Raw genomic sequence first — 25,223 nt, 5'->3', positions numbered from 1 at the left:
GGCCGCGTCGGCACAAAAAGCTGCACTCTCGTCGCAGCGCGCGGAGGCGACATCAGGACCTGGACCGGCGTCGGATCAGCCCGCGAACGCGCCCAACGTGGCCTGCACCGCATCTTCGTCGGGCCTGGCGTACATCTTCCGAGACCCGCGGTCGTAGGTGGCGATGAAGGGGCAGCTTCCGGCGGTACCGGGCACTGTTCCCCCGCTCTTGATGACGTTGCCGGTCTTGGCCTCGCGGAAGGTGACCTCGTATTCGACCGAGTAATAGTCGACGGTGACGCGGTCCCCGTCATCGTCGTCGACGCACGACGTGGATTTCACCTCGCTACCCCTTTTTCGATCCAGGCAGGCAACGACATTGATCTCGGCGAATTGGTCGGACGTGGTCCATTTGTCGGCAGCGACCGGCAGCCAGATTTCGTCCACGATTCCGAGACCCTTGAAGAAGGCCACGACGTTGTACGGCTTGCCATACTCCGCGGCATTACTGATCCGATCGTTCTCGCACACATCTGAGAAATCAGATGCCGAACTGGCAACCCGGTCCTGCCCCTCACCAGCAACTTTGATGACCTCGTACCCCATGAATGCGACGAACGAGATGCCCACGACAGCGATGACGGCAACAATCGCGATGGCGAGTCCCGATTTCTTGGGCCGTATCGGTGGTCGCGCCGGGGACCACTGCGGCGGCTGACCGTATGGAGGCGGGGCGCCCGCCTGCCCCTGCCACGCTTGGCCCTGCCACGGCTGCCCCTGCGGCGGTGGCCAATGCGGGGGCTGCTGCCCGTAAGGCTGCCCATAAGGAGGCTGTCCGTAGGGCGGCTGCGGGCCTTGCGGCGGGAAACTCACAAATGGAGCGTAATGCCTGGCCAGGCCCGCAGTTGGCGCTAAATCTCCCAGCGCGCCGTCAGCGCACCGATCGCTCCCAGCGCCACCGCGGCGGCAGTCGACGTGCGCAGCACCGTCGGGCCCAGCCGGACCGCCTTCGCGCCGGCCCCGGTCAGCGCTGCGATCTCCTCGTCGGCGATCCCGCCTTCCGGCCCGACGATGAGCATCAGTGAATCCGCTTGGCCCAGAGGCAGTTCGGCAATGGGCTCGGTGGCCGACTCGTGCAACGCCAGCACCACCGCGCCGCCGGCCACGGCGTCGGCGACGCGCTGGGTGAGCGCAGGCGTCGAGACCACGCCCTCGACAGCGGGAACGTACGCGCGGCGCGACTGGCGGGCCGCCGAACGCGCCACCGCCTCCCACCGCCGCAGGCCCTTGTCCACCTTCGGGCCGTCCCAGCGGGCCACGCACCGAGTCGCCTGCCAGGCGACAAAGCCGTCCGCACCGGCCTCGGTCGCCAGCTCGACGGCCAGCTCTGAACGATCGGACTTGGGCAGCGCCTGCACCACGGTGACCGTCGGGCGTGGGACCGCGATGTCGACCCGTTCGGTCACCCGCGCCGACAACCGGCCCTTGGCGGTCTCTTCGACGACACAGTGCGCCAGCACCCCGGCGCCGTCGCTGAGGTCGAGCTGTTCGCCGACGCGAATGCGGCGCACGTTGGACGCGTGGAAACCCTCGTCACCGTCGACGACGGCGAGCTCCCCCGCGCCCGGCAGCGCGTCGACGTAGAAAAGCGCTGTGCTCATGGGGTAGCCCGCGGCGTCAGCGGCCGGAGAACGTCTCGCGCAGCCGGCTGAACAGACCGCCGGAACTCGCCGCGGCCTGTGTCGAGCGCACCTCCGCAGCATCGCGGCTGCGGTTTTCCTTCAGCTTGCGCAGCAGGTCGGTGTCGGTGCTGTCCAGCCGCGACGGCACCACCACATCGATGTGGGCGTGCAGGTCACCGCGAACCCCGGAACGCAGATGCGGCATGCCGTGGCCTCGCAGTGTGGTCACCGAGCCGGGCTGGGTGCCCGCGGCGATGGTCAGTTCGGTGGGCCCGTCGAGAATGGCGTCGACGGAGACCGTGGTGCCCAGCGCCGCGTCGACCATCGGCACCGAGACGGTGCAGTGCAGATCGTCGCCGTCGCGGACGAAGATTTCGTGCTGCTTCTCGTGGACCTCGACGTAGAGGTCACCGGCAGGCCCGCCGCCGGGTCCGACCTCGCCTTGGGCGGCAAGCCGTACCCGCATACCATCGCCGACACCGGCCGGGATCTTGACACTGATCTCGCGTCGGGCGCGCACCCTCCCGTCGCCGCCGCAGCGGTGACACGGATCGGGAATGACCTCACCGATTCCCCCGCAGACCGGGCACGGACGGGTGGTCATCACCTGGCCGAGCAGCGAGCGCTGCACGGTCTGGATCTCACCGCGGCCGTCACAGGTGTCGCAGGCGACGGGAGTGGAATTGCCGTTGGTACCCTTGCCGTGGCACAGATCGCACAGCACCGCGGTGTCCACGGTCACCTGCTTGGTCACGCCGGTGGCGCATTCCGCCAGGTCCAGCCGCATCCGCAGCAGCGAATCGGCGCCGGGCCGCACCCGGCCAACCGGGCCGCGCGACGCGGTGCCGCCGCCGAAGAACGCCTCGAACACGTCACCGAGACCGCCGAACCCGCTGAACCCGCCGGGCGCTCCGCCGACCGATTCCATCGGGTCGCCGCCCATGTCGACTATGCGGCGCTTCTCCGGATCCGAGAGCACCTCGTAGGCGACCTGGATCTCGGTGAACCGGGCCTGCGCTTCCTCGTCGGGGTTGACGTCGGGGTGCAGCTCACGCGCCAGCCGCCGGTAGGCACGTTTGACCTCCGAATCGCTCGCGCCTTTGCTCACTCCGAGCAAGCCGTAATAATCGCGTGCCACGCTGACCTTGCCTGACCTTTCCATGCCGGACGAACCGGCTGATTTACCGGGTACCTAGGACTTCGCCGATGTACAGAGCAACCGCCGCGACATTGGCGATGGTTCCCGGATAGTCCATTCGAGTGGGACCCACCACACCCATTCCGCCGTACACCTTGCCCGAACTGCCGTACGTCGTACTCACCACCGACGTTCCCAGCATCTGTTCGGCCTCGGTCTCATGACCGATCCGCACGGTTACCTTGCCCGCTTCCTGCTGGGCCGCCAACAACCTCAGCACCACCACCTGCTCCTCCAGCGCCTCCAACACCGACCGCAGCGATCCACCGAAATCGGCGGTGTTGCGGGTCAGGTTGGCGGTTCCGCCGAGTAGCAGTCGTTCCTCGGTGTGCTCGACGAGCATCTCGACCAGCACGGTCGCCGACCGGCCGACAGCATCGGCCAGCGCACCATGCCCATTGAGGTGCGTGGCCAGATCGCTGACCGCGATCGATGCCGCGGTCAGCGGCTTGCCTTCCAGCGCCTGCCCCAACATCTCGCGCAGTTTGCCCAGCTCATGCTCGTCGATGGCATCGCCGAGCTCCACGATGCGCTGATCGACCCGGCCCGAATCGGTGATGACCACCAGCAGCAGCCGCGCTGGGGTCAGCGCGACCACCTCGAGGTGACGCACGGACGAGGTGGACAGTGTCGGGTACTGCACGATCGCGACCTGCCGGGTCAGCTGCGCGAGCAGCCGCACCGCGCGCCGCAGCACGTCGTCGAGGTCGACCCCGGACTCCAGGAATGACAGGATCGCGCGACGTTCCGACGAGGACAACGGCTTGACGTTGTCGATCCGGTCGACGAACTCGCGGTAGCCCTTCTCGGTGGGCACCCGGCCCGAGCTGGTGTGCGGCTGGGTGATGTAGCCCTCGGCTTCCAGCACCGCCATGTCATTGCGGACCGTGGCGCTGGACACTCCGAGGTTGTGACGGTCCACCAGCGTCTTGGAGCCGATGGGCTCCTTGGTGGCCACGAAGTCGGCGACGATGGCGCGCAGCACCTCGAAACGACGTTCGTCGGCACTCCCCACCAGTTCACCTACCCTTCGCCACAGCGATGACTTTGTTTTGCCCGGTTCATTTTACTGATCAGCAGCGGGTTTACCGATTCGCAGCGGGCGCTGGGGATAAATACGCCGAGCGATACCGGCGCAGGCAACAACCCGCGAACGTATTAGCCTAGGCACCTATGCCGATGGCTACACCGCGCGACAGTGCGACGGACGCGGGCCGGCGATGATTTTCAAAGGCGTCCAGGAGGGCAAACCCTATCCGGAACACGGGCTGTCCTATCGGGACTGGTCCCGTATCCCGCCGCGCCAGTTGCGCCTCGACGAGCTCGTCACCACCACCACGGTGCTGGCCCTGGATCGGCTGCTGTCCGAGGACTCGACGTTCTACGGCGACCTGTTCCCGCACGCCGTGAAATGGCGCGGCGACATCTACCTGGAAGACGGCCTGCACCGAGCCGTGCGGGCAGCGCTGCGGAACCGCACCATCCTGCACGCCCGGGTGTTCGACATGGACGCGCTCGCGCCCAGCCCGGCGTAACCGCCCTCGGCCAGCTGACCCCTAGTTCGCCATCGCCTCGCGCAGGCTGCCGGGCCGCAGATCCGTCCAGTTCGCCTCGACGTAGCTCAGGCACTCGTCGCGGCCGGCCGCACCGAAGACCACCCGCCAGCCGGCCGGCACATCGGCGAACGCCGGCCACAGGCTGTGCTGCTGCTCATCGTTGACCAGTACAAGGAACGTGCCGTTCTCGTCATCGAACGGATTGGAACTCATCGAGTCTCCTCATCGAGGGGTGGGCCAGGTCTGCACCCAGCACCCGGTCGGACAACAGGCCAAGGCAGCTCAGGTTCGGGAAGCCGGGGCCCTGGGTGAGCCCGGCCAGCCCCGGAAGGAACAACTTGGGGAAGACGTCGGTCAGGGCCAGGTCGTGACCGATGTGCTCCTGCAGGGATTCTCCGCTCAGCGGACCGCCGAGGCCCAGCTCGAGCAGGTCCAGGGCGTCCTGGCTGAACAACGGGGCGAACCACAACGCGTCGGCGCCGGACCCGTCGATCACCAGATCGAAGCCGTGGACGGTCTCGACCGCCTCGCCCCCGGTGTTGGTGGACAGCGTCAACCGGATCCGCTCGTCACGAGCCACCGCGTGGGCGACCCGGCCACGGAGATGGCGGATCCGATCGTCGGCCAGCAGTGCATCCTGAACGCGCGCCGAGAACACGCCACGATCGGTGCGGGCCAGCGCATCCCGGCGCTCGGCCAGGGTGAGCCCGGTCCATCCGGTCGGATCGGAGAACAAGGTGTTCTCGAAGAATCCCTCGCCGCGGGTGAACAGGGTGACCGTCGGCGAGATCACCGTGATGGTCGAAACCCGGTGGCGGAACAGCTCGTTGAGCATCGACGCGGCGGTCTCACCACCGCCGATCACCGCCACCCGCTCGGCGGTGATCATCTCGTGCTTGCCGGCCTGATGCCAGAACTGCGCGATGGACATCACCCGGGGGTTGCCCGGCAGCACCGAGCGTTCGGCCTGACCGGGCCCGGTGACCATCAGACCGTCGGCACTGACGGTGTCATCGGCGGTGTGCAGCACCCACCGGTGCGCATCAGGGTCGACCGAGATCCGTTCCACGTCACCGGAAACCACGGTCATACCGATGTCATCGGCCACCCAGCGCAGATACTGGCTCCAGCGCTTGTGGGTCGGCGCGGGCCTGCCGCGGTCCACCCATTCGGCGAACCCACCCGTGGCGATCAGGTAGGCCTGCCAACTGTGCCGGGTCATCCGCTCGTCGAGTTCGGCGTTGCGCCGCGGCACCAGCGCGGAGCGGTACGGGAAGCCGACGTCCTTCTCGGGTCCGGTACCGAGCCGGTGGTTGCCGTCGGTCCAGCCGCCGACGGCCTGCCAGTTGGCGGCCACCCCGGCACGTTCGACGACGACGACCTCGGGGGCCGGCACACCCATCGCCCGCAACTCGGCGGCCTTGGCGGCCACCGCGATGGCTTTGGGTCCGGCTCCGATGACGGCCAGGGTGGGGGCCGATGGGGCACTCATTGGGTCACCTCTCGCAACACCTCTCGCAATGCGTCCTGCCACATCGCCTGCAGGGCGGCGATGTCGTCGGCGGACAGAATGTCTGGCAGGGACCGCCACTGGGTGCCGAGCACAGCTGACCCGTCGCGGTCGATCACCGCGGCCATGATCGTCAGTTCATGGCGCACAGCGACATTCGGTTCTGGAACCGGGGTCACTCCGGTCTGCAATGACCGGTCCTGCAACAGGGCATGATCGGAAGCATCCAGCTCGATCCGGCCCAGATAGTTCAGCAGTACCTGCGGATCACGATGAGTTCCCAGTCGTTCGGCGGTGTCCTCGCGCAGGTAACGCAACAGCCCGTAGTCGATGGCATCGCCGGGGATCGCTGCCACCTGCGCGGCCACACCGCGGGCGCCGTCGGCGTCCAGGCGCAACGGGTAGATCATGCTGAGCAGACCGGCGGTGTCACCGGTGTCGACCTCGTGGTCCGACACCACCGCATCCGACCTGCCGTGGGTTTCCAGCGCCAACAACGGCGCCGGGGTCGGCTGGCCGCGGTGCCGACGCCAGTCGGTCAGGGCGCGAGCCGTCGCCGCGGCCAGCACCTCGGTCACGGGGACCACGCCGGTCAACAACCGGGCGGTCACGTCGGGTTCGGCGAAGGCCATCGTGATCGTCACGTCGGCCATGCGGTCGGTGGCGGGATCGATCCGGCGGGCGCCGATGTCAGGGTCGTCGCCCTCGAACTGCTGCTCCCAGAAGCCGCACGTTCCGAGTTCGGCCGCCCGTTCGGTGAGCAGACGTGACCACTGCCGCAGCGGGGTGTGTTCGCGGACCGGCAGCGGATCACGTCCGGAAGCCAGTGCATGCCAGGCATTTTCGAGCTCACCGACGAGGATCCGCCAAGATGCCGGATCCAGCGCCAGCACGTGGGCGGTCAGGATCAGCAGCCCGGCCTCAGCCTGCGGGTGATGCAACCAGACCGCGTCGAGCATCGATCCGTTCTCCGGATCCATGCGCTGTACCGAGAGCTCGGCCTGCTCTGCCACCGTGGCGTTGAGATCACCCGACCCCGTCGCCTCCGAAAGCACCTCGCGCGGTGGGTGCGCGACCAAGGCCAGGGCCTCGCGGTCCAGCCTGGTGCGCAGCACCTCGTGTCCGTCGATCACGTTGCGCAACAGCGTCTCCAGCTGCGCACCGGTGATGCCCGCAGGCAGCCGGAACACCTCGGTCTGCGCGAGCCGGCGCGGGTCGCCGTACTGGTAGAGCCACCGCCCGTTGGGCAGGAGCGGGATCGGACCCGATCCCCCCGCCGCTTCGTCGGCCGCATCGTCAGCGCGCTCGACGGCGACCGCATCGGCGTCGATCGCGGCCGCGAGTTCGCGAACGGTCGCGCAGTCCAGCATCAACCGGGCCCGCACCGCCACGCCGCGGCGCCGCACAGCCTGCACGACCGACAGCGCCACGATGCTGTCCAACCCGAGATCGAGGAAGTCGGCGGTGACGTCGACACCCGATCCCTCTGGGGTTCCCAGGACTTCGGCCAGCACCTCGGCGAGCACGCGCTCGGTCTCGGTGGCCGGATGCTCGGACCCCTCGGCAGACCCGCCGGTGCCGACCGCTGCCAGCGCGGCATCGTCGACCTTGCCGTTGGTGGTCAGCGGGATCTCGTCGACGACGACGATGTGGTGAGGCACCAGATGTCTCGGCAGGGTTGCGGTCAGCATCCGGCGCAGCTCGGCGACCGCACTGTCGGTGACCACGTACGCGACGAGGCGCGGCCCGCTGCGGTGCTGACGTACCGCCACGTGGGCATGCCGCACCCCGGGATGGGTGTGCAGCGTCGCGGCCACCTCTCCGGGTTCCACGCGGAAGCCGCGGATCTTGACCTGGTCGTCGCTGCGGCCGAGAAACTCGATGGCACTCGATCGCGGATTCCGGCGCACCACGTCACCGGTGCGGTACATGCGGGCACCCGGCGTGAACGGATCGGCGACGAACCTGCCCGCCGTCTCCCCCGGCCGGCCGAGGTAGCCGCGCGTCAATTGGCCTCCGGCCAAATACAGTTCGCCGAACACACCGTCGGGAACCGGACGCAGCCAGCCGTCGAGCACATAGGCCGCGGTCGAATCCGTCGGGTGACCGATGCACGGCTGCTCGTGGTCGGCGATCGCCGCGACGACGGCTTCCACCGTGGCCTCGGTAGGGCCGTAGCAGTTGTGCGCGGACATCCAGGTGCGCTCGCACTCGGCCTGGATCCCCTGCCAGGTGGCGGTGTCGATGGCCTCCCCGCCGAGCGCGAGCACCGCCAGTGGCACCCGGCTGAGCAGCCCTGCCGCGCGCAGCGAGGCGAACATCGACGGGGTGGTGTCGATCATGTCGATCGCGAACTGCCCGATGGTGTCCACCAGCGCCTCGGCGTCGCGCTGCACCTCGTCGGCGACGATGTGCACGGTGTGCCCGTCGAGCAGGGCCGCCAACGGCTGCCAGGCCGCATCGAAGGTGAACGACCAGGCGTGCGCCACCCGCAACGGGCGGCCGAGGCGCTTGGCCGCGGGCTGCAACACGTGGTGGGCGTGATCGGCGGCATAGGCGCGCAGCGCCTGATGGGTTCCGATGACTCCCTTGGGCTTTCCGGTGGTCCCGGAGGTGAACACGATGTAGGCGGCCTGGCCGGGCTGAACCGGCGCGGGCCGGTAGTCGGCTTCGGGCTCGGAACCGGCGGATGCCAGGAGCGCGTCGTCGACGATGAGCTCCGCGGGCCGGGCTGCGCCGATCTGGCGCAGGATCTCGGCAACCCGTTCCTCGGGCATGGCCGGGTCCAGCGGCACGATCATCGCGCCCGCCTTGAGTACTGCGAGCATCGCCACCACGTAGTCGGGCCCTCGGCGCAACCGGATGGGGACCGGAGTCTCGGCGCCCACACCACGGCGGATCAGCTCGGCGGCCAGGCGGTCGGCGGCGTCGTCGAGTTCGCGATAGCTGAGTTCTCCTCCGTCCCAACTCAATGCCACCGAGCCGAGCCGCTCCTCGGCGGTCTCACTGAACGCGATGTGAAGGCCCGTGTGGAATCGGTCATCGCCGGCAACGGCTGGTGCACCGGTCGGCTGCGGATCGTCGTCGAGTGTGACGGCGACCTCGCGCAGCGGACGCTCCCAGCCGTCCAACAATCGCTGGACGACGCCCAGCACCCGCAGTCCCAGCGCACGCGGATCGATCGGTCCCAGTGCCCCGTCGAGGGTTTCGACGAGCACCGTGAGCCGACCGTGGGTGGGATGGGCGGCGATGGTCACCGGGAAGTGCGACAGGCTCTCCAGCGCCGACGGCCGCAGCACCGCTCCGCCGAGGTCGAACTCGTCGCTGCCGACCAGTCCCCCGGGCGGGAAGTTCTCGTAGACCAGCAGGGTGTCGTACAACTCGCCGATGCCGCCGAGCGAACGCAGCTCGGTGTGGCTGAGGTAGCTGTGCTCCCGCAACTCAGCGGCTTCGCGCTGCAGGGCAAGGCACTGGCTGCCGACCGGCAGGCTGGGGTCGACCCGGACCCGCAGCGGCACCGTGTTGATGAACAGGCCGACCATCGACTCGACGCCCGCCAGCTCGTCCGGGCGCCCCGACACCGTGACGCCGTACACCACGTCGGTGCGGTCGGTGAAGACGGAAAGGATTGTTGCCCAGGCCATCTGGAACAGGGTGTTGACGGTGATGCCCCGGCGACGGGCCGCCTCGAAGATCGCGGCGGACTGCTGTTCGTCGAGGTTCACCTCGGTGCGCGCAGGCAGGCCCGGCTGGGTCTCCCGCCCGGACAGCACCGGAGACAGCAGTGTGGGCGCATCCATGCCGTACAGATGGGCCTGCCACCGTGCCCGGCTGGCCTGCTGATCGCGCCCGGCCAGCCAGCCGATGTAATCGCGATACGGGCGCACCGTGGACGGCAGCGCGGTGACGTCGCCCTTGGCCCCGTAGAGCGCCAGGAGTTCGCCGACGAAGACGGGCAGGGACCAGCCGTCGATCGCGATGTGATGGGCGACGATCACCAGACGCCAATGCAGGCCCGGCTTTTCGATGAGCAGGAAACGGATCAGCGGCCCGCGTCCGAGGTCGAACCGCCGGGCGCGTTCCTCGGCCTCCAGCGTGACCGCCTGCGCTTCATCGGCCTGCACATGCCGCCAGGGCAGTTCGATCGCCGACGGGACCACCGCCACCGGGCGGCTCAGGTTTCCCTGGAAGAAGCTGGCCCGCAGGTTCGGATGACGCACCAGCATCGCCTCGGCACAGGCCCTCAGCAGCTCCGGGTCCAGCGCGCCGTCGACGTCGGCGGCCATCGCGATGACATACGGATCGGCCCCGTCGTCCCCCTCGGTCAGGCCGGTCAGGGAGTACAGCCCCTGCTGCAGCGGGCTGAGCGCCAGGACATCCTCGACGCCGGGCGGCGTTCCGGTGGTCGTCATGTCGAGAGCCCCTGGTCCTGACCCCATCCCGCGGTCAGCGCGGCCAGTTCGTCGGGCGACAGGCCTGATGCGGACATCGGCTCATGGCGCACGTCGGCCTCGGCAGCGCCGTCGCCCGCCGCGTCGATCGCGGCGGCCAGGTCGGCCAGCCCGGGATGTTCGAACACCATCCGTGCCGTCATCGCCATGCCGGCATCGCGCGCCCGCGCACCGAGCTGCACAGCCAGGATGCTGTCGCCGCCGAGGGTGAAGAAGTCGTCGTACCGCCCCACCTCGGTGGCACCGAGGAGATCGACCAGCATCGCTGCCAGCGTGTGCTCGGTCGGGGTGGCCGGCGGCTCGGACGGAGCAGAGGCGGTGACTCTCGGACGGGTCAGAGTGGCGGGTTCGATGTCACCGACCACGGTGAGCACGGCACCGGCGAACTCCTCGGGCAGCGCGGCCCGCGCGTTGTCCAGGAAGGTTTCGGTGTCGGCCACTGCCGGCTCGAGCACCACGTAGCCCGCCAGAGTGACGGCGCCACGGCCGTCCCACCGCCTGGTCGCCGCGACGGCGACGCCGTCGAGCGCTTCCAGCGCGGCCTGCAGGCGGGGCTCACCGGTGATGATCGGCTCAAGCCGGCCGTCGGTGGTCCAGCGGCCCCGGTCCCCGGTGCGGTACAGCTGTCCCTCACCAAAAGGATTGGGCGCGAAGCGCTGTGCGGCAGGTCCCCGGGCGGCTCCGGCTGCACGGCCGACCGCACCCCCGGCGTAGTAGACGTCCCCGGTGACACCGATGGCCACCGGTCGACGCCACTCGTCGAGCAGGTAGACGCGGTCTGCGCCCTCGGTCTGCGGCAGGCCGGCCGGCGGCACCGCCTTGCGGCTCCAATCGTCGAGCAGCAGGTCGCGTTCGGCCGCATCGAGAACCACGATGTCGCGCACCGTCTGGTTTGCGTCGCCGGCAAAAGCCTCGACGATGCGGTGCAGCCAGCCCACGAGACGCTGCGCGGTGGCCGCCTCGTAGAGCTCGGTGCGGTAGATGACGGTGGCCCGATACCCGGCGCCGGCTTCGGCGAAGAAGTTGAGCGACAGGTCGGCGTGGGCCACATCGAATGTGGGTTCCAGTGCCGTGAAACGGGTTTCACCATCAGCACCCGAGTCGATGACCTGCTCGGCCGGCAGGTCCTCACGCACGTGCACCACGACGCCGAACAGCGGGTTACGCGCCAGCGAACGCACCGGGCTCACCGCGTCGACGACGCGGTCGAACGGCAGGTCCTGATGCTTGTAGGCGGCCAGCGCCATGTCGCGGGAGCGGCGCAGCACCTCGCGCAGGGTGGGGTTGCCGGACAGGTCGTTGCGCAGCACCACGATGTTGATGAAGAACCCGATCAGCGCGTCGAGTTCGGGCGCGGTGCGCCCGGCGACCGGGGTGCCCAGCGCGATGTCGCTGCCCTGACCGGCCTTGTGCAGAGCGATGGCGACGGCTGCCTGCAACACCATGAACTCGGTGACTTCGAGTTCCCGGCTGAGCTCGACGATCTTGCCCCGCAGTGCCGCGTCGATGGTGAAGTCGAGTGCCTTGCCCTCACCGGTCGGCACCGGCGGCCTCGGGAAGTCCGGCTGCAGGCCGTTCTCGACGTCCGGCTCCCCCGACAGCCCCGCCAACTGCTTTGTCCAGTAGGCGCGTTGCTCCTCGACACGCTCCTCTGCGCCCGAGAGCACCTCGGCCTGCCAGGCCGCGAAGTCGGCGTACTGCACGGGCAGCGCTGCCCATTCGGGCGCCTGCCCGGCCCGGCGGGCGTGGTAGGCGGTGAGCAGATCGGTGAACAGCACTGTGCCCGACCAGTGGTCGGCGGCGATGTGGTGCACGATCAGCGACAGCACACGCGAATCTGGGGTGGACAACATCGCGGCGCGGACCGGCCACTCGTTCTCCAGGTCGAAGCAGTGCCGCCGTTCGGCGTCGAGTTCGCCCTGCACCCAGTCCTCGCCCGTGCCGTCGGCACGGCGCACCTCGACCGGAGCGGCGGGATGAACCACCTGATAAGGCACACCGTCGATTTCGCGATAGGTGGTGCGCAGGATCTCGTGGCGGGCGACCACATCGCTGACCGCGGTGGCCAGCGCTTCGACATCGCAGGGGCCGGTCAGTCGTGCGGCGAAAGGCACGTTGTTGACCGGGTTGGGTCCGTCGATGCGGAACTGGAACCACTGCCGGTGCTGGGCCGCCGACATCTGCGCCGGGCCGTCATGGGTGGTGGCGACGATGGCAGGCAGGCCGGCACCGAGGCCCGATGCGCGCAGTTCGTCGACCTTGGCCGCCAAGCCCGCCACCGTGGCGTTCTCGAACACATCGGCCACGCCGAGTTCGACACCACAGCGAGTCCGTACCGCGGCAACCAGTTTGGTGGCCAGCAGCGAGTGACCGCCCAGATCGAAGAACGAGTCGTCCGCGCCGACGCCGTCCCGCTCGAGCAACTCGCCGAACAGGGCGACGATCTCGTGTTCGGTTTCGGTGTCCGGCGCGCGGAACTCGGTGGCCGAGCGGATCTCCGGCTCCGGCAGGGCCCGGCGATCGATCTTGCCGTGCGCGGTGATCGGGATCTCGGCCAGCTCGACGAACGCCGCCGGGATCATGTACTCGGGCAGCGCGGCGGTCACCCTGGCCCGGATCCGGTCGATCTCGACCTGTTCGGCATCGGCGGCCGGCGTGATGTAGGCGACCAGGCTCTTACCCAGCGACGGCAGGTCGCTGACCACGACCACGGCCTGCCCCACCGACGGGTCGACGGAGATGGCCGCGGAGACCTCGCCCAGTTCGATTCGGAAGCCACGGATCTTGACCTGCTCGTCGGCACGGCCGACGAATTCGATGTCACCGTCGGCGTTGCGCCGGGCCAGATCACCCGACCGGTACATCCGTCCGCCGGGATTGAACGGATCGGCGACGAACCGCTCCGCGGTGAGGCGCGGGCGGTCGTGATAGCCGTGCGCGACATGTGTTCCGCCGATGTAGATCTCACCGATCACCCCGACCGGGACCGGCTGCAGCGCATCGTCGAGCAGGTGGATCGTGGTGTTGATCTTCGGCGTGCCGATCGGCACGATCCGCGCGCCCTGCTTGCCCTCCACCTTGTAGCGGGTGCAGTTGAGCACCGTCTCGGTGGGCCCGTAGAAGTTGTGCAGCAGGGAGTCGAACGTGGCGAGGAACTTGTCGGCGATCTCCCCGGGCAGCGCCTCGCCGCCGATCGGTACGCGCTGCAGCGTGCGCCACTCGTTGACGCCGGGCAGCGACAGGAACAGCCCGAGCAGCGACGGGACGAAGTGCATCGAGGTGATGCCCTCGTCGCGCAGCAGATCGGTGAGGTATCCGATGTCGCCCAGCCCGCCCGGCTTCGGGATGACCAGGCGCGCACCGGCGGCGAGCATGCCGAAGATCTCGCCGATCGACACGTCGAAGCTCTGCGAGGCCACCTGCAGCAGGCGTTCGTCCTCGGTGACATGGTAATCGCCGCCGAACCAGACGAAGTACTCCGCGATCGGCCGGTGCGGCACCGGCACGCCCTTGGGCAGGCCGGTGGATCCCGACGTGTAGATCAGATACGCGGTGTTGTCCGGGCGCAGCGGCCGGATTCGCTCGGCGTCGGTCGGATCCGTGGCCGGATAGTTCTCCAGGCCGTCGACCGGCTCGCGCAGAACGATTTTCGGATCGGAGTCCTCGAGAATGTAGGCGAGCCGGTCCTCGGGATAGGTCGGGTCGACCGGGAGGTACACGGCGCCGGCCTTGACGATGCCCAGCGCCGTGATGACCAGTTCGGGCGACTTCTCCAGCAGTACCGCTACCCGGTCCTCGGTACCGATGCCCTGCCCGATCAGCCAGTGCGCCAACCGGTTCGCCGACTCGTTGATCTCGCGGTAGGTGTAGTGGCGGCCTTCGTAGACCACCGCGACGGCCTCGGGGGTACGGGCGGCCTGCTCGGTGACCAGCGCCGCCAACGTGGTGGCCGGCGTCTCGAACTGCTCACCGGTGGATACCGCGCGCACCCATTCGGCGTCCTCGGGGGTGAACAGGTCCAGCCGCGACAGCGGCCGGTCGGGCTCGGCGAGCGCGCTGTCGAGCAGCACGACGAAGTGCCGCAGCATCTGTGCGGCCAGCTCGGCGTCCATCACCTCGGTGAGATGCTCGGCCTCCACCACCGCACCGGCCGCGTCGAGTTCGACCATGAAACCCAGTGGCAGCTGGGTGTGCTGGCCGCGCAGGTCGGCACGCTCGCTCGTCACGCCTTCCGGGGCGAAACCGCCACCGTCGGGCTCGCGGAACCCGAAGCTCACCCGGGTCATCCGCTCGGCCCCGTGGCGGCGGTCCGGGTTGAGCTCGGCCACCACGCGGTCGAGGTTGACCCGTTGATGCGTGAAGGCACCGATGGCGGTGTCCCGGGTGGCCGCGACGAGATCCCGGAACCCGGCCGAGCCCTGCGGTCGCAGCCGCATCGCCACCGTGTTGCCGTAATAGCCGATGGTTTCGTCGGTGTCGCGGTTGAGCACCGGGGTGGCGATCAGGAAATCGTCGGTATGGGTGTAGCGGTGGATGAGTGCGCCGAAGGCGGCCAGCAGGACCATGTACGGCGTGGCACCGGTTTCGCGGGCGAGCGCCGATACGCGGGCAACCGTCTCGGCGGACAACCGCACCGCGCTGCGCTGGGACCGAAAGCCGTTGGGAACCACTGACCCCGACGGTCCGGGCAACTCCAGCGGCTCCGGCGGGTTTGCCAGCACCTCACGCCAGTACGCCAGGTCCTCGCCGCCGTCCCCGGCGGAGGCCGCCGTCACGTGCGGCGTCTCGGCGAGCTGCGCCCCGGAATAGGCCCGGGTCAAGTCGGTGAAGAAGACCCGCCACGACCCGTCGTCCCAGGCGATGTGATGCGCGACGAGCAGCATCACGTGTTCGGCGGGCCCGGTCTTGAGCAGCGAGATCCGTAACGGGGAGTCGCTGCTCAGATCGAAGGCCGTGCCGAACTCGCGCTGGGCCAGCACCTCCAGCCGCAGCTTGCGGGCCCGCTCGGATTTGTCGGACAGATCGTGGACCGCCCAGCCCGGGCTCAGGTCATCGTGGACCGTCGCGGTGGGCTCGCCGTTCTCGTCGGCCCGATAGGTGGTGCGCAGGATCGGGTGCCGACGGGCCACCGCATTCAGCGCATCGTGCAGCCGCTCGGCGTCGATCACCCCACTGAGCCGGTAGGACAGGCAGATGTTGAGCAGTACCCCGCTCGGGTCGAATCCCTGGACGAACCACATCCGGCGTTGCCCGTCCGACAGCACGGTCGGATCGACCGGCGAGCTTTCGCTGCCCGCGGCGGCTTGCCCTGATTCCGCACCCGACGCCGAGGCCAGGCCCCGTTCGGCAAGCCTGCGCCGCATCAGCTCCAGACGCGCGTCGGAGGTGCGGGGGGCTGCCGAGTCGGCACTAACCATGTCAGTCACGCGAAAATGCTTCCTTTTCAGGTCTTTCCAAATGCCCGATCAATTCGGCGGCGGTGGCGCCACCGAGGATGGTGGCCAGCGGCACTGATCGGCCGGTGGCCTTCTTGAGCTTCTTGCGCAGATCGATCGCCAACAGTGAGTCGACGCCCAGATCCAGTAACGACGTGTCGAAATCAAGTGCGGTGGTGTCGGTCAGCTTCAGCACCGACCCCAGTGCGATCCGCATCGCGCCCGTGGCGTCAGCCGCATCGCCGCCCGCCGCCTCGGGGGTGTCGCCGGCGGCCGCAACGGCACGTTCTTCGGTGTCGCCGAGAAACGTCCGAAGCCGGTCGGCGTCGGCGGTGAACACCAGCGGATCGGCCGGGTAGTCCCGCAGCCCGGCCTCGACCGCGAGGTCGGGCGCCATGGCCCGCAGCCCGGACTTCTCGACCCTGCCGACCTCAGCCGGGTCGATGATGCCGTCGCCCGGCCACAGTCCCCACCGCACCGCGGTGCAGTGCCTGCCCTCGGCCCGCAGCTGCCCGCCCAGCGCGTCCAGCAGCCGGTTGGCTGCCGAGTAGGCAGCGTGGCCGTATCCGCCCCACAGGCCGGATACCGAGGAACACAACACGATCCGGGCGCCCGGGCGCAGCGGCCATGCCGTCGTGAGGTTGGCCAGGCCGCTGACCTTGGCCGCGAACGTATCCCGCACCGTCGCGCCGGTCAGCTCACCGCCGGGGGCGAGGGTGGCGGATGCGGCCGCGTGGATCACCAGCGATGCCGGGCCGACCGCTAGCTCGGCGATAGTTGCGGCGATTTGCGGCGGGTCGGTGAGATCGCATCGGGGCGCGAGGATCTCGGTCCCGCCGGCCGCCAGTGCGGCCACCTGCGCATCGTCGAGTCCGCTGCGGCTGAGCAGCACGATGCGTCGCGCCCCCTGGTCGGCCAGATGGCGGGCATAGTGCAGGCCCACCGCCCCGGCGCCGCCGGTGATGACCACCTCGTCGAAGATCCCCGACTCCGCGGTCCAGGACCGGACCTCGGAGGTGTCGTCGCGCATCCCCCGCTGCCAGAGGGTCGGCCCGGAGTCGCTGTCCCGCAGGGCGATATCGCGCGCGGTCGTCAACATGGCGGTGACGGCCACGGCCGCGGCGGCCGTGCCGAGGGTTCCGGGCGACAGGTCCAGGTGCCGGAACGTCTGGTCCGGATGTTCGTAGCCCAGGCTGCGGTGCATCGCGGTCAGCGCGGCCGCCTCGGGCCGCGACGAGCCGTCGCCGGGGACCTGCTCCCCACCGACGGTGACCAGCCACACGTCGCGGGTCTCGGGGGCGATCGCCCCGACATAGCCGAGCAGGCCGTCGTCGATGCGGCGGCTCAACGTTTCTGCCGCGGTCACGGTGTCGACCTCGTCGGACACCGGCGCCACCACGACCAGTAGGTCGGCGTCGGCGGGTGCGACAGCGGTGGTCTCGGTGATCTCCTCGATCGCGCGGCCCAACGCGCCCGCCGACCCCTGCCCGGCAGCCAGATCCAGCACCGCGACGCGGCGCTGCCCGGCCGGTGTGTCGAGCGGGGGCACCTTCTCCCAGTGCTCCACACCTACCGTCACACCGGCGACCGGAGGTAGCGGCTGCGGTGTCGCCCAGAGATGTTCGGTCCGCATCGGCGCGAACGGGAAGTCGCGAAGCGATGTTGCGCCATGGTTCGGGAGGTCGCCCCAGCGGTAGCCGGTGTCGGCCATCGCCACCGAGACGATGTTGGCACTGAGACGTTCGGTGATCGGCTCATCGCGACGGCCCGATCCCACCATCACCACCGGACCACCGGTGAGTTCGGCCGCGTCGTCGAGCAGATCCCCCATGGCGAACAGCAGCGCCGGATGTGCGGAGAGTTCCACGAAGATCCGGGCACCGCGCCGAGCGGCGGTCTCGATGGCCCGGTCGAAACGCACGGTGCTGCGCAGATTCGTGTACCAGTAGTCGGCGAAACCAGTGCCCGCTTCCACCACATCAGCGGTGGCCGAGCCGATGAACTGCACCGGCGCCTCACTGAATTGCGCTGCGGGAAGCATCGATTCGAGATCAGCGCGAGCCGAGTCGAGCGCGGTCGTGTGCGCCGGGAACCACATCTCGATTTCCTTGGCGAACGATCCGCGGCCGGACACAGCGGCCACTGCGGCGGCCACCGCATCGGTATCCCCCGACACCGCGACCGATGACCGTGAGTTCACCACCGACAGTTCGAGCCAGCCCGGTGTGTCGGCCACGACTTTCGACGCTTCGTCGGGCGTGATCCCGAGCACCGCGACCCGGTAGGGGCCTGTCAACCGGTCGAGTACGGTCGCGCGGGCGACCACCACGGCCACGGCCTCCGGCAGGCTGATGCTGCCCGCCACATAGGCCGCCCCGATCTCCCCCAGGCTGTGGCCCACGGTGATATCGGGCAGCACACCGCAGGAACGCCAGACCCGGGCCAGCGCCACACCGTGGACGAACTGGGCGCCCTGAATCTGTACCTGGGAGAAGTCGTTGGTGACCGCACCCGAATCCGGGTCGCAGTAGTAATCAGTGAGAGCGCGCGCAGCTGCGAAACTCGGCCGCGCACTTGTCGACCTCGGCCCGGTAGACCGGCAGCCGGTCGTAGGCCTGCACACCCATCGATGGCCACTGGCTGCCCTGGCCCGGGAACACGAACGCGATGCGCGCACTCGACCCCGGAGCCGCGGACCCGCCCTGTACCCGGGTGACCAGCGGATGATCCGCGTCCTCGGTGAGAGCACGCAGCCCTGCGGCGAGTTCGTCACGATCGGCGGCGCGGACCACAGCGCGGTGACGCCGCAGGCGCCGCGTGGACAGCAGGGTGGCGGCGACGTCGCCGGCGCTCACCTCGGGACGCGAATCCAGATAGCGCAGGATGGCGGCGGCATCGGTGCCGATCAGGTCCTCTGCGTGCGCGCTGAGCAGGACAGATGTGCGCCCGTCGGGCAGGGCGTCGACTTCGCTCATGCTGCAGCCTCGGGAACCGAGATGATCGCGTGGGCGTTGGTGCCGCTCATCCCGAAGGCCGAGACCGCGCCGATGCGCTGCCCGTCGACGGCGGACCATTGGGTCTGCTTGGTGGCCAATCGCAAACCCTGGGTGTCCCAGTCGATCTCCCGGCTCACCTCGTCGACGTGCAGGGTGGCGGGGATCGACGCATGCTCGGCGGCCAGGATGACCTTGGCCAGGCCGAGCCCGCCTGCGGCGGCCTGCGAGTGACCGACGTTGGATTTCACCGACCCCAACAGAGCCCCGGCACCCGGGGACGTGGCGCCGTATGTCTGTGCCAGCGAACGCAATTCGGTCCGGTCCCCGAGTCGGGTGCCGGTGCCGTGGCCTTCGATCATGCCGACGTCCTCCGGTCGCACGCCCGCCTGCTCGATCGCCTTGGCGAACAACCGCTGCTGGGCGCCGCCGCTGGGCGCAGTCAGACCGGTGGTCCGGCCGTCCTGGTTGACGGCGGTGGCGCGCACCTCGGCCAGGATGCGCCGGCCGTTCCGCAGGGCCGCGGATCTGCGCTGCAATACGAACATCGCCGCGCCCTCGGCCCACACCGTCCCGCTCGCGTGTGCGCTGTAGGGCCGGCAGTGCCCGTCGTCGGACAATGCGTGCTGTTTGGAGAATTCGACGAAGTACCCGGGTGTGCCCATCACGCAGACACCGCCTGCCAGCGCCATGTCGCAGTCCCCCACCCGTACCGCGGCCACGGCGGTGTGGAACGCGGTCAACGCCGACGAACACGAGGTGTCGATGGTCAGCGCCGGACCGCACAGATCGAGCGTGTAGGCGATCCGGCCGGAAATGACGCCCAGCGATGTGCCGGTGATCAGATGACCGCTGTGGTGGGAGAACTCCGACAGTGGCGGCCCGTACTCCAGGCCGGACGCACCGACGTAGCAACCCACGTCGTGTCCGGCGAGGTCGTCGGGGTTGATGCCGCTGTTCTCCAGCGCGCGCCACGCGATCCGCAGCCCGATGCGTTGCTGCGGATCCATCGCCACCGCCTCACGCGGTGAGATCCCGAAGAACGCAGGGTCGAATGCAGCTGCGCTGGAAAGGAATCCGCCGAGGTCGTGAATGCGCTTGAACCCGTCGCGCCGGGAGCCGTCGAACAGTTCGCGCACCGACCAGCCTCGGTCGGTGGGAAATCGGCCCAGCGCCTCCCGCTGCTCGGTCAGCATCGACCAGTAGCCGGCGGCGGTGTCGATCCCGCCGGGAGCTTCCAGCGCCATCCCAACGATCACCACCGGGTCGGCGGAGTCTGGCCCGGGTTGATGCCCGCTAGAGCTCATTGACCAGCTCCGCCACATCCTCGAGCTGGGTGTTGAGATAGAAATGCCCGCCGTCGAAGATCGAGCATGTGAACGCCCCGGTGGTGTGAGATTCCCAGCGCCGCAACATGTCCTCGCTGATACGGTGGTCACGGTCGCCACCGAGGGCATAGATGTCGGAGGCGATCGTCACGTCGGCCTCACACGAGTACCGGTTGAAGGCCGCGTAGTCGGCCCGCACCGCCATCAGCAGCAGTTCGACGAAATCCTCGTCGGCGAGCAGCGCCTCATCGGTGCCGCCGAGATCGACCATCTCGGCGAGGATCTCGGACTCGGCCATCGGCAGCGCGGGTGCGGCCGCCACGGCCGACGGCGCCTCGCTGGCCGACACCCACAGGGCATCGATCGCCACACCGTTGCGTTCTGCGATCCGCGCGAATTCGAAGGCCACCACAGCGCCCATGCAGTGTCCGAACAGCCGGATCGATCCGATGCCGGCCCAATCGGCCGCATCGAACAGATCTTTGGCCAGATCGCCCACCGTGTGTGCGGCCGGATGCGACAGCCGGTCGCCGCGTTGGGGGTACTGCATGACGTAGGCATCGGACCCGGCTGCGGCCAATGCCATACCGAATCCGCGGTAGGCCAGTGCCGCTCCGCCGGCGTGCGGGAATACCAGTGTGGCTGTTGTGCTTTCGGACCCTGAGTAGCGCTTCACCCAGGGCTTGACGGTGATCTGGGTATCCGGCCCAGTCACGATGGCACAGCGGTGTCGAGAGCAGCCACCGCATCCCGATGCCGCACAGCGAGGGCGAAGCCGTTCATCCCCCGTTCGAGGTTGCGTCGCGGCGCATCATCGGCGACGACGACGGCTGCGCCCGCGGTAAGTGCCACCAGCATCATGAGGATCGGAGCCGCAGCGCCCGCAGCGGAGAACGCGCCGATGCGGTCATCGCCGGTGACGCCCAGCCGGACGCTGAGTTCCATCACGGCATCGTGGGCCGCGGCGTGAGTCACCACCGCATAACCCGTCTCGTCGAGCGATCCCAGGAAGGCGGGATCATGCGGTCCGGAGTGCACCGGGGAGACGCCGCAGGCGCGCTCTCCGATCCGCAGTGCCTCGGAGACGGTGAGCGCGGGCAGCCAGTTGGGCGGTCCGTCGCCGGTGAACAGTGCCATCCGCACACCCGTGTGGTCCAGGACCGGCTCAGCCGGCTCGGCGGTGTCCACCGGCACACAGACGCCGCCCGCAGCCAGGATCCCGAGCGTGGCGATCACCGTGTCCAGGCCGGTGGGCCCCACGACGGCCACCCGGTCGCCGACGCGCACTCCGGCCACCGCCAGTGCGCCGGATACCGACAGCGCCTGCTCCCGCAATTGCCCGTAGGTCCAACGGGTGGTCGGTCCGAACACCGCGATGTCGTCCGGTGCAACCTGTGCGTGCGCGAAGAACCCCTGGTGCAGCGGTTCGGCCGCCACGGTGTGCATGGTCTGCGTAGTCGTGCGACTCACGGCGTCCACAGCGACCTCCTGACGATAAGCAAAGCCTGCCCTAACTGAAGTAACTCTAACCTTAGTTGCCGAACGCGGGTTCTGGGGCCGTGCGTTCCAACTCGGACGCCACATCGGCGCTGTCCATGCCTGCGACCTCGAGATACAGCTCAGAAACCAGCTGCAGACGGTCCGAGCCCGCCTCCCGGCCGGCCAGCAGCGCGGCCATCTCGGCGACCGTTCGGGCCGCGAAGACGTCGGCGACCATGACGGTCGAGGTGTCCAGCCAGTCCCTGATCCGCGCCACCAGCTGGGTGCCCAGCACCGAGTCCCCGCCGAGGGCGAAGAAATCGTCGTCGACACCGACACCGGACTGCCTGAGAACGTCGCCGACGATCGCACACAGAGCGGTTTCCAGCGGATCCGACGGCGCCCGGTAGCCCCGGGCCTCGGGGGCGCCCACCGCCGAGAGCATCCGGACGGCCGCGGTGCGGTCGGTCTTGCCCCGCGCGTAGGGAATCTCGTCGGCGACCAGCAGCACCTGCGGAATCATGTGCGCGGGCACCAGCTCGGCCAGTGCGGTCGTCACCGCCTCAGGGTCGAGGCCCGACTCCAGGCCGGCCTGATCCGCGCGGACCAGCGCGCCGAGCAGATCGTGACCGCCGTCTACGGGCACCAGCACCGCGACGGCCGCGTCCACGCCGGGAACCCGGCACAAGGCGCCCTCGACCTCACCCAACTCGATACGGAAGCCACTCACCTTGATCCGGTGATCGGCCCGGCCGACGAATTCCAGCGTGCCGTCGGGCCAGGACCGCACCAGGTCCCCGGTGCGGTACCAGCGGCGCCCGTCGTGCTCGACGAACCGTTCGGCGGTCAGGTCGGGCCGGCCACGGTATCCGCGGGCGATGCCGCGACCACCGACCCACAGCTCACCCGGAACCCAGTCGGGGCAGTCCTCGCCACGGGAGTCGACCACCCGGCAGCAGTTGTTGGTCAGCGGGACGCCGAACGGCACCGAGGTCCAGTGCGCCGGCAGCGCGTCGTCACCGGATCCGACTTCGAAGATGGTGTTGTGCGTCGCGGTCTCCGTGGCCCCGCCCAGCCCGGCGAAGCGCACCCGGGGCGACGCGGCACGCAATGCGCGCACCATGTCCGGACGCACCCAGTCGCCGCCGGTGGGCACCACCCGCAATGACGGCAAGGATGCCCCGTCAGTCGCGGCCACCAGCATCTCCAGCCAGCCGGTCAGGAAGTGCAGGACGCTGACCTGGTGCTCGTCGATCAGCTTGACCCAGACGTCGGGGTCGCGGCGGTGTTCCTCGTCGATGACCACCATCGAGCCGCCCGAACGCAACGTCCCGTAGACGTCGATCACCGACAGGTCGCACTCCAGGTGCGAGAGCGCCAGGCAACGATCCGCCGGACCGATCTCGAAATGGTCGTTGATGAATTCGATGGTGTTCATCGCCGCATCGTGGGTGATCTCGACGCCCTTGGGCTCGCCTGTGGAGCCCGACGTGAACAACACATATGCCAGGTCCGAGAGTGTGACCTCGACCGGCTCGAAATCTGCCGGGTCACCGATGATCTCGGCGTCGGCAACGGTCAGGTGCGGCAGATCGGGATGCTCGGACCCCGAACCGCAGACCAGGGCGAAGTCCACCCCACCGGTGTGCAGGATGCGCGCGGCCCGATCGGCGGGCTGATCCACCCCGACCGGCAGGTACGCGGCGCCGACCATCGAGATGGCCAACAGCGCGATGACCTGCTCGACGCTCTTCGGACCCAGCACCGCGACCACTTCGCCGTGGCACACCCCGCGGGACTGCAGGGCGGCCGCCACGGCCAGCACCTTTTCCCGCAACTCCCCGTAGGTGAGGTTCCCGGCGCTGCAGAACACCGCAGGCGCGTCCGGGGTGGCGGCCGCGTTGGCCAGGAAACCGGTGTGCAGCACGTCGCCGCTGGGCGCCGAGGCCGTCGCGTTCAGCTCGGCCCGCACCCGGCGCTGCGACTCGGACGCCGCGGGCGGATCCGGGGCATCCCAGGCGGAGTCATCGGTGGCCAGGCGGCGCAGTTCGTCCAGGTGGTAGGCGAACATGGCCTCGGCCACACCCGGCCTGAACGCCTCGACCCGGACGTCCCAGTTGATCATCAGGCCCTCGGCGAGCGGGGTCGCCTGGGCGTCGATCAGCACCTGGGGTCCCTGCGAGATGGTCCACACCGGCGCTCCGAAGTGATCGGTGACGTCACCGGCGAACAGATCGCCCAGTCCGAGCGCGCTGGTGTAGACGATGGTGGCCAGTGTCTGGCTGCCGCGATGGCGGCTCATGTCGCGCAGCACGTCGAGCCCGGACACCGACGAATGCGCGGCGGTGGCGTGCAGCGTCTCCTGCACGACCCGGGCCCGGGCCGCAGCGGTATCGGCTCCGGTCAGGTCGATGTCGAGCAACAGCGAGGAGGTGAAGTCACCGACCAGCTTGTCCACATCGGGGTGATACAGCTCCCTGCCGAACATCGGCAGGTTGAGCAGGAACCGCGACTGCGTCGACCAGTGCGCCAGTGCGTTGGCGTACGACGCCCCGACCGCCATGGCCGGGGTGATCCCGCGCCGGTGCGCCGCCGCGAACAACGCGTCGCGGGTCGCCACGTCGAGGGTTTCCCACAGCCGGATGCTGCGGTGTGGGTTGCGCTGATCGGACAGCGGAACCAGTGGCAGCGCAGGCGGATCCGGCAGATCCGGGACCCGTTCGGCCCACCATTGCAGGTCTCGCTCCGAGGGGGGCGGCACCGAAGCTGTCAGCTGGGCCCGGTATTCACGGTAGGTGTAGCCGAGATCGGCCAGGTCGGTGCCGCGGTAGAACGCCGCCAGGTCGGCCATGAAGTTGCGGTAACTCACCGCATCGGCGCACTGCATGTCCATGTCGACGTGAAGACGTGTGCGGCCGTCCGGCAGCAGCGACAGGCTCAGCTGCAGTACCTCGTCGTGCAGCATCTGATGCGACTTGGATTCTCTGGTCAATTCCAATTGCGCCTGTGCCGCAGCCTCATCCAGGTCGCGGAGGTCGTAGACGGTGACCGGCAGCGGCCGGTCTCCGATCCGCTGCGTGCCGTCGGGCAGGATCTCCACCCGCAGCATCGGGTGACGCGCGGCCAGTTTCGCCGCAGCCGCCCGCAGTCGCTGCGGATCGACACCGGCGCCGTCGAATTCGACGTACAGATGGGCGCCGACTCCACCGAGCTGCTGATCCTGGTTGCGCCCAACCCAGAAGGCGTGCTGGATGGGCGCCAACGGGAAGGGTTCGCCGGCATCGCCGGCGACGTGACCTGAGGTTCCGGGGACGGAGTCTTGGACCGGGGCGTCGGGAGTGTGCTCAGCGACCAGGTCGATCCAGGCGGCAACGGTGGGATTGGCTGCCAGAGCGGCGAATCCGACGTTGATGCCCTGTTTACGCCACCGCCCCGAGAGCGACATCATCCGGATCGAGTCGAGACCGGATGCGATCAGGTCGGTGTTGGGATCGACGTCGTCTGCGCTGACCCCCAGGAGTTCGGCGACCTCGTCGCGGACCGTCTGGGAACTCGTCGCCACCACGCTTCATCCTCCGAACAATTAGTAAAGGCTGCCCTAACTTTGTGAAG

At 69.0% G+C, this 25,223-nt stretch carries 13 protein-coding genes and 1 pseudogene; 1 reads left to right on the top strand and 13 read right to left on the bottom strand.

Annotated features, from left to right (window positions below; genetic code table 11):
- Window positions 1-75: 75 nt before the first annotated feature.
- From TX88_RS29160 to hrcA, 4 genes are read right to left on the bottom strand one after another with little or no spacing between them, the layout of a single operon-like run.
- Window positions 76-852, bottom strand: coding sequence for a hypothetical protein (locus TX88_RS29160; RefSeq protein ID WP_162563229.1), 777 nt, complete (start codon window positions 850-852; stop codon window positions 76-78).
- 38 nt (window positions 853-890) lie between these two features.
- Window positions 891-1,640, bottom strand: a complete 750-nt coding sequence (locus TX88_RS29155) for a 16S rRNA (uracil(1498)-N(3))-methyltransferase (protein ID WP_044523107.1) — start codon at window positions 1,638-1,640, stop codon at window positions 891-893.
- Between the two features lie 16 nt (window positions 1,641-1,656).
- Window positions 1,657-2,799 carry a molecular chaperone DnaJ gene (gene dnaJ / locus TX88_RS29150; protein ID WP_044524229.1) on the bottom strand — a complete coding sequence of 381 codons (1,143 nt, stop codon included), beginning with the start codon at window positions 2,797-2,799 and terminating at the stop codon, window positions 1,657-1,659.
- 43 nt (window positions 2,800-2,842) lie between these two features.
- On the bottom strand, window positions 2,843-3,874 hold the full coding sequence (gene hrcA / locus TX88_RS29145; RefSeq protein ID WP_044523103.1) for a heat-inducible transcriptional repressor HrcA: 1,032 nt from the start codon (window positions 3,872-3,874) through the stop codon (window positions 2,843-2,845).
- A gap of 205 nt (window positions 3,875-4,079) precedes the next feature.
- Between hrcA and TX88_RS29140 the strand changes: the two genes are divergently transcribed.
- Complete coding sequence (locus tag TX88_RS29140; protein WP_039322059.1) at window positions 4,080-4,394, top strand: type II toxin-antitoxin system VapB family antitoxin; 315 nt, start codon at window positions 4,080-4,082, stop codon at window positions 4,392-4,394.
- A gap of 21 nt (window positions 4,395-4,415) precedes the next feature.
- Here TX88_RS29140 and TX88_RS29135 read toward each other — a convergent pair whose 3' ends face one another.
- From TX88_RS29135 to TX88_RS29095, 9 genes and pseudogenes are all read right to left on the bottom strand, one after another.
- Window positions 4,416-4,628 carry an MbtH family protein gene (locus TX88_RS29135; protein WP_044523097.1) on the bottom strand — a complete coding sequence of 71 codons (213 nt, stop codon included), beginning with the start codon at window positions 4,626-4,628 and terminating at the stop codon, window positions 4,416-4,418.
- Complete coding sequence (mbtG, locus tag TX88_RS29130; RefSeq protein WP_044523093.1) at window positions 4,606-5,907, bottom strand: NADPH-dependent L-lysine N(6)-monooxygenase MbtG; 1,302 nt, start codon at window positions 5,905-5,907, stop codon at window positions 4,606-4,608. Before mbtG ends, TX88_RS29135 begins: the two co-directional genes overlap by 23 nt.
- Window positions 5,904-10,337 carry a non-ribosomal peptide synthetase gene (locus tag TX88_RS29125; protein WP_044523088.1) on the bottom strand — a complete coding sequence of 1,478 codons (4,434 nt, stop codon included), beginning with the start codon at window positions 10,335-10,337 and terminating at the stop codon, window positions 5,904-5,906. The genes mbtG and TX88_RS29125 overlap by 4 nt, the downstream gene beginning before the upstream one ends.
- On the bottom strand, window positions 10,334-15,793 hold the full coding sequence (locus TX88_RS29120) for a non-ribosomal peptide synthetase (RefSeq protein ID WP_044523081.1): 5,460 nt from the start codon (window positions 15,791-15,793) through the stop codon (window positions 10,334-10,336). Before TX88_RS29120 ends, TX88_RS29125 begins: the two co-directional genes overlap by 4 nt.
- Window position 15,794: 1 nt before the next feature.
- A pseudogene (mbtD, locus tag TX88_RS29115) lies at window positions 15,795-18,786 on the bottom strand (mycobactin polyketide synthase MbtD).
- Window positions 18,783-20,111: a beta-ketoacyl [acyl carrier protein] synthase domain-containing protein gene (locus tag TX88_RS29110; protein WP_044523076.1), complete on the bottom strand. Its 1,329-nt coding sequence runs from the start codon at window positions 20,109-20,111 to the stop codon at window positions 18,783-18,785. The pseudogene mbtD and the gene TX88_RS29110 overlap by 4 nt, the downstream one beginning before the upstream one ends.
- Complete coding sequence (locus TX88_RS29105) at window positions 20,101-20,847, bottom strand: thioesterase II family protein (RefSeq protein WP_044523074.1); 747 nt, start codon at window positions 20,845-20,847, stop codon at window positions 20,101-20,103. The genes TX88_RS29110 and TX88_RS29105 overlap by 11 nt, the downstream gene beginning before the upstream one ends.
- Window positions 20,844-21,602, bottom strand: coding sequence for an AMP-binding protein (locus TX88_RS29100; protein ID WP_162563228.1), 759 nt, complete (start codon window positions 21,600-21,602; stop codon window positions 20,844-20,846). Before TX88_RS29100 ends, TX88_RS29105 begins: the two co-directional genes overlap by 4 nt.
- 61 nt (window positions 21,603-21,663) lie before the next feature.
- Window positions 21,664-25,176 carry a non-ribosomal peptide synthetase gene (locus TX88_RS29095; protein ID WP_044523068.1) on the bottom strand — a complete coding sequence of 1,171 codons (3,513 nt, stop codon included), beginning with the start codon at window positions 25,174-25,176 and terminating at the stop codon, window positions 21,664-21,666.
- Between the last annotated feature and the right edge of the window lie 47 nt (window positions 25,177-25,223).

The sequence above is a fragment of the Mycolicibacterium septicum DSM 44393 genome (assembly GCF_000455325.1).
GTDB classification, from domain to species: Bacteria; Actinomycetota; Actinomycetes; order Mycobacteriales; family Mycobacteriaceae; genus Mycobacterium; species Mycobacterium septicum.
Note: the sequence above shows the minus strand (reverse complement) of the source record. Positions and strands in the feature narration are given on the sequence as shown.

Excerpts from the sequence above, each read along its gene's own strand:
- TX88_RS29120 (WP_044523081.1), bottom strand. The coding sequence starts at position 15,793 with ATGGTTAGTGCCGACTCGGCAGCCCCCCGCACCTCCGACGCGCGTCTG.
- TX88_RS29155 (WP_044523107.1), bottom strand. The coding sequence starts at position 1,640 with ATGAGCACAGCGCTTTTCTACGTCGACGCGCTGCCGGGCGCGGGGGAG.
- mbtG (WP_044523093.1), bottom strand. The coding sequence starts at position 5,907 with ATGAGTGCCCCATCGGCCCCCACCCTGGCCGTCATCGGAGCCGGACCC.
- TX88_RS29140 (WP_039322059.1), top strand. The coding sequence starts at position 4,080 with ATGATTTTCAAAGGCGTCCAGGAGGGCAAACCCTATCCGGAACACGGG.
- TX88_RS29125 (WP_044523088.1), bottom strand. The coding sequence starts at position 10,337 with ATGACGACCACCGGAACGCCGCCCGGCGTCGAGGATGTCCTGGCGCTC.
- TX88_RS29135 (WP_044523097.1), bottom strand. The coding sequence starts at position 4,628 with ATGAGTTCCAATCCGTTCGATGACGAGAACGGCACGTTCCTTGTACTG.
- TX88_RS29110 (WP_044523076.1), bottom strand. The coding sequence starts at position 20,111 with ATGAGCTCTAGCGGGCATCAACCCGGGCCAGACTCCGCCGACCCGGTG.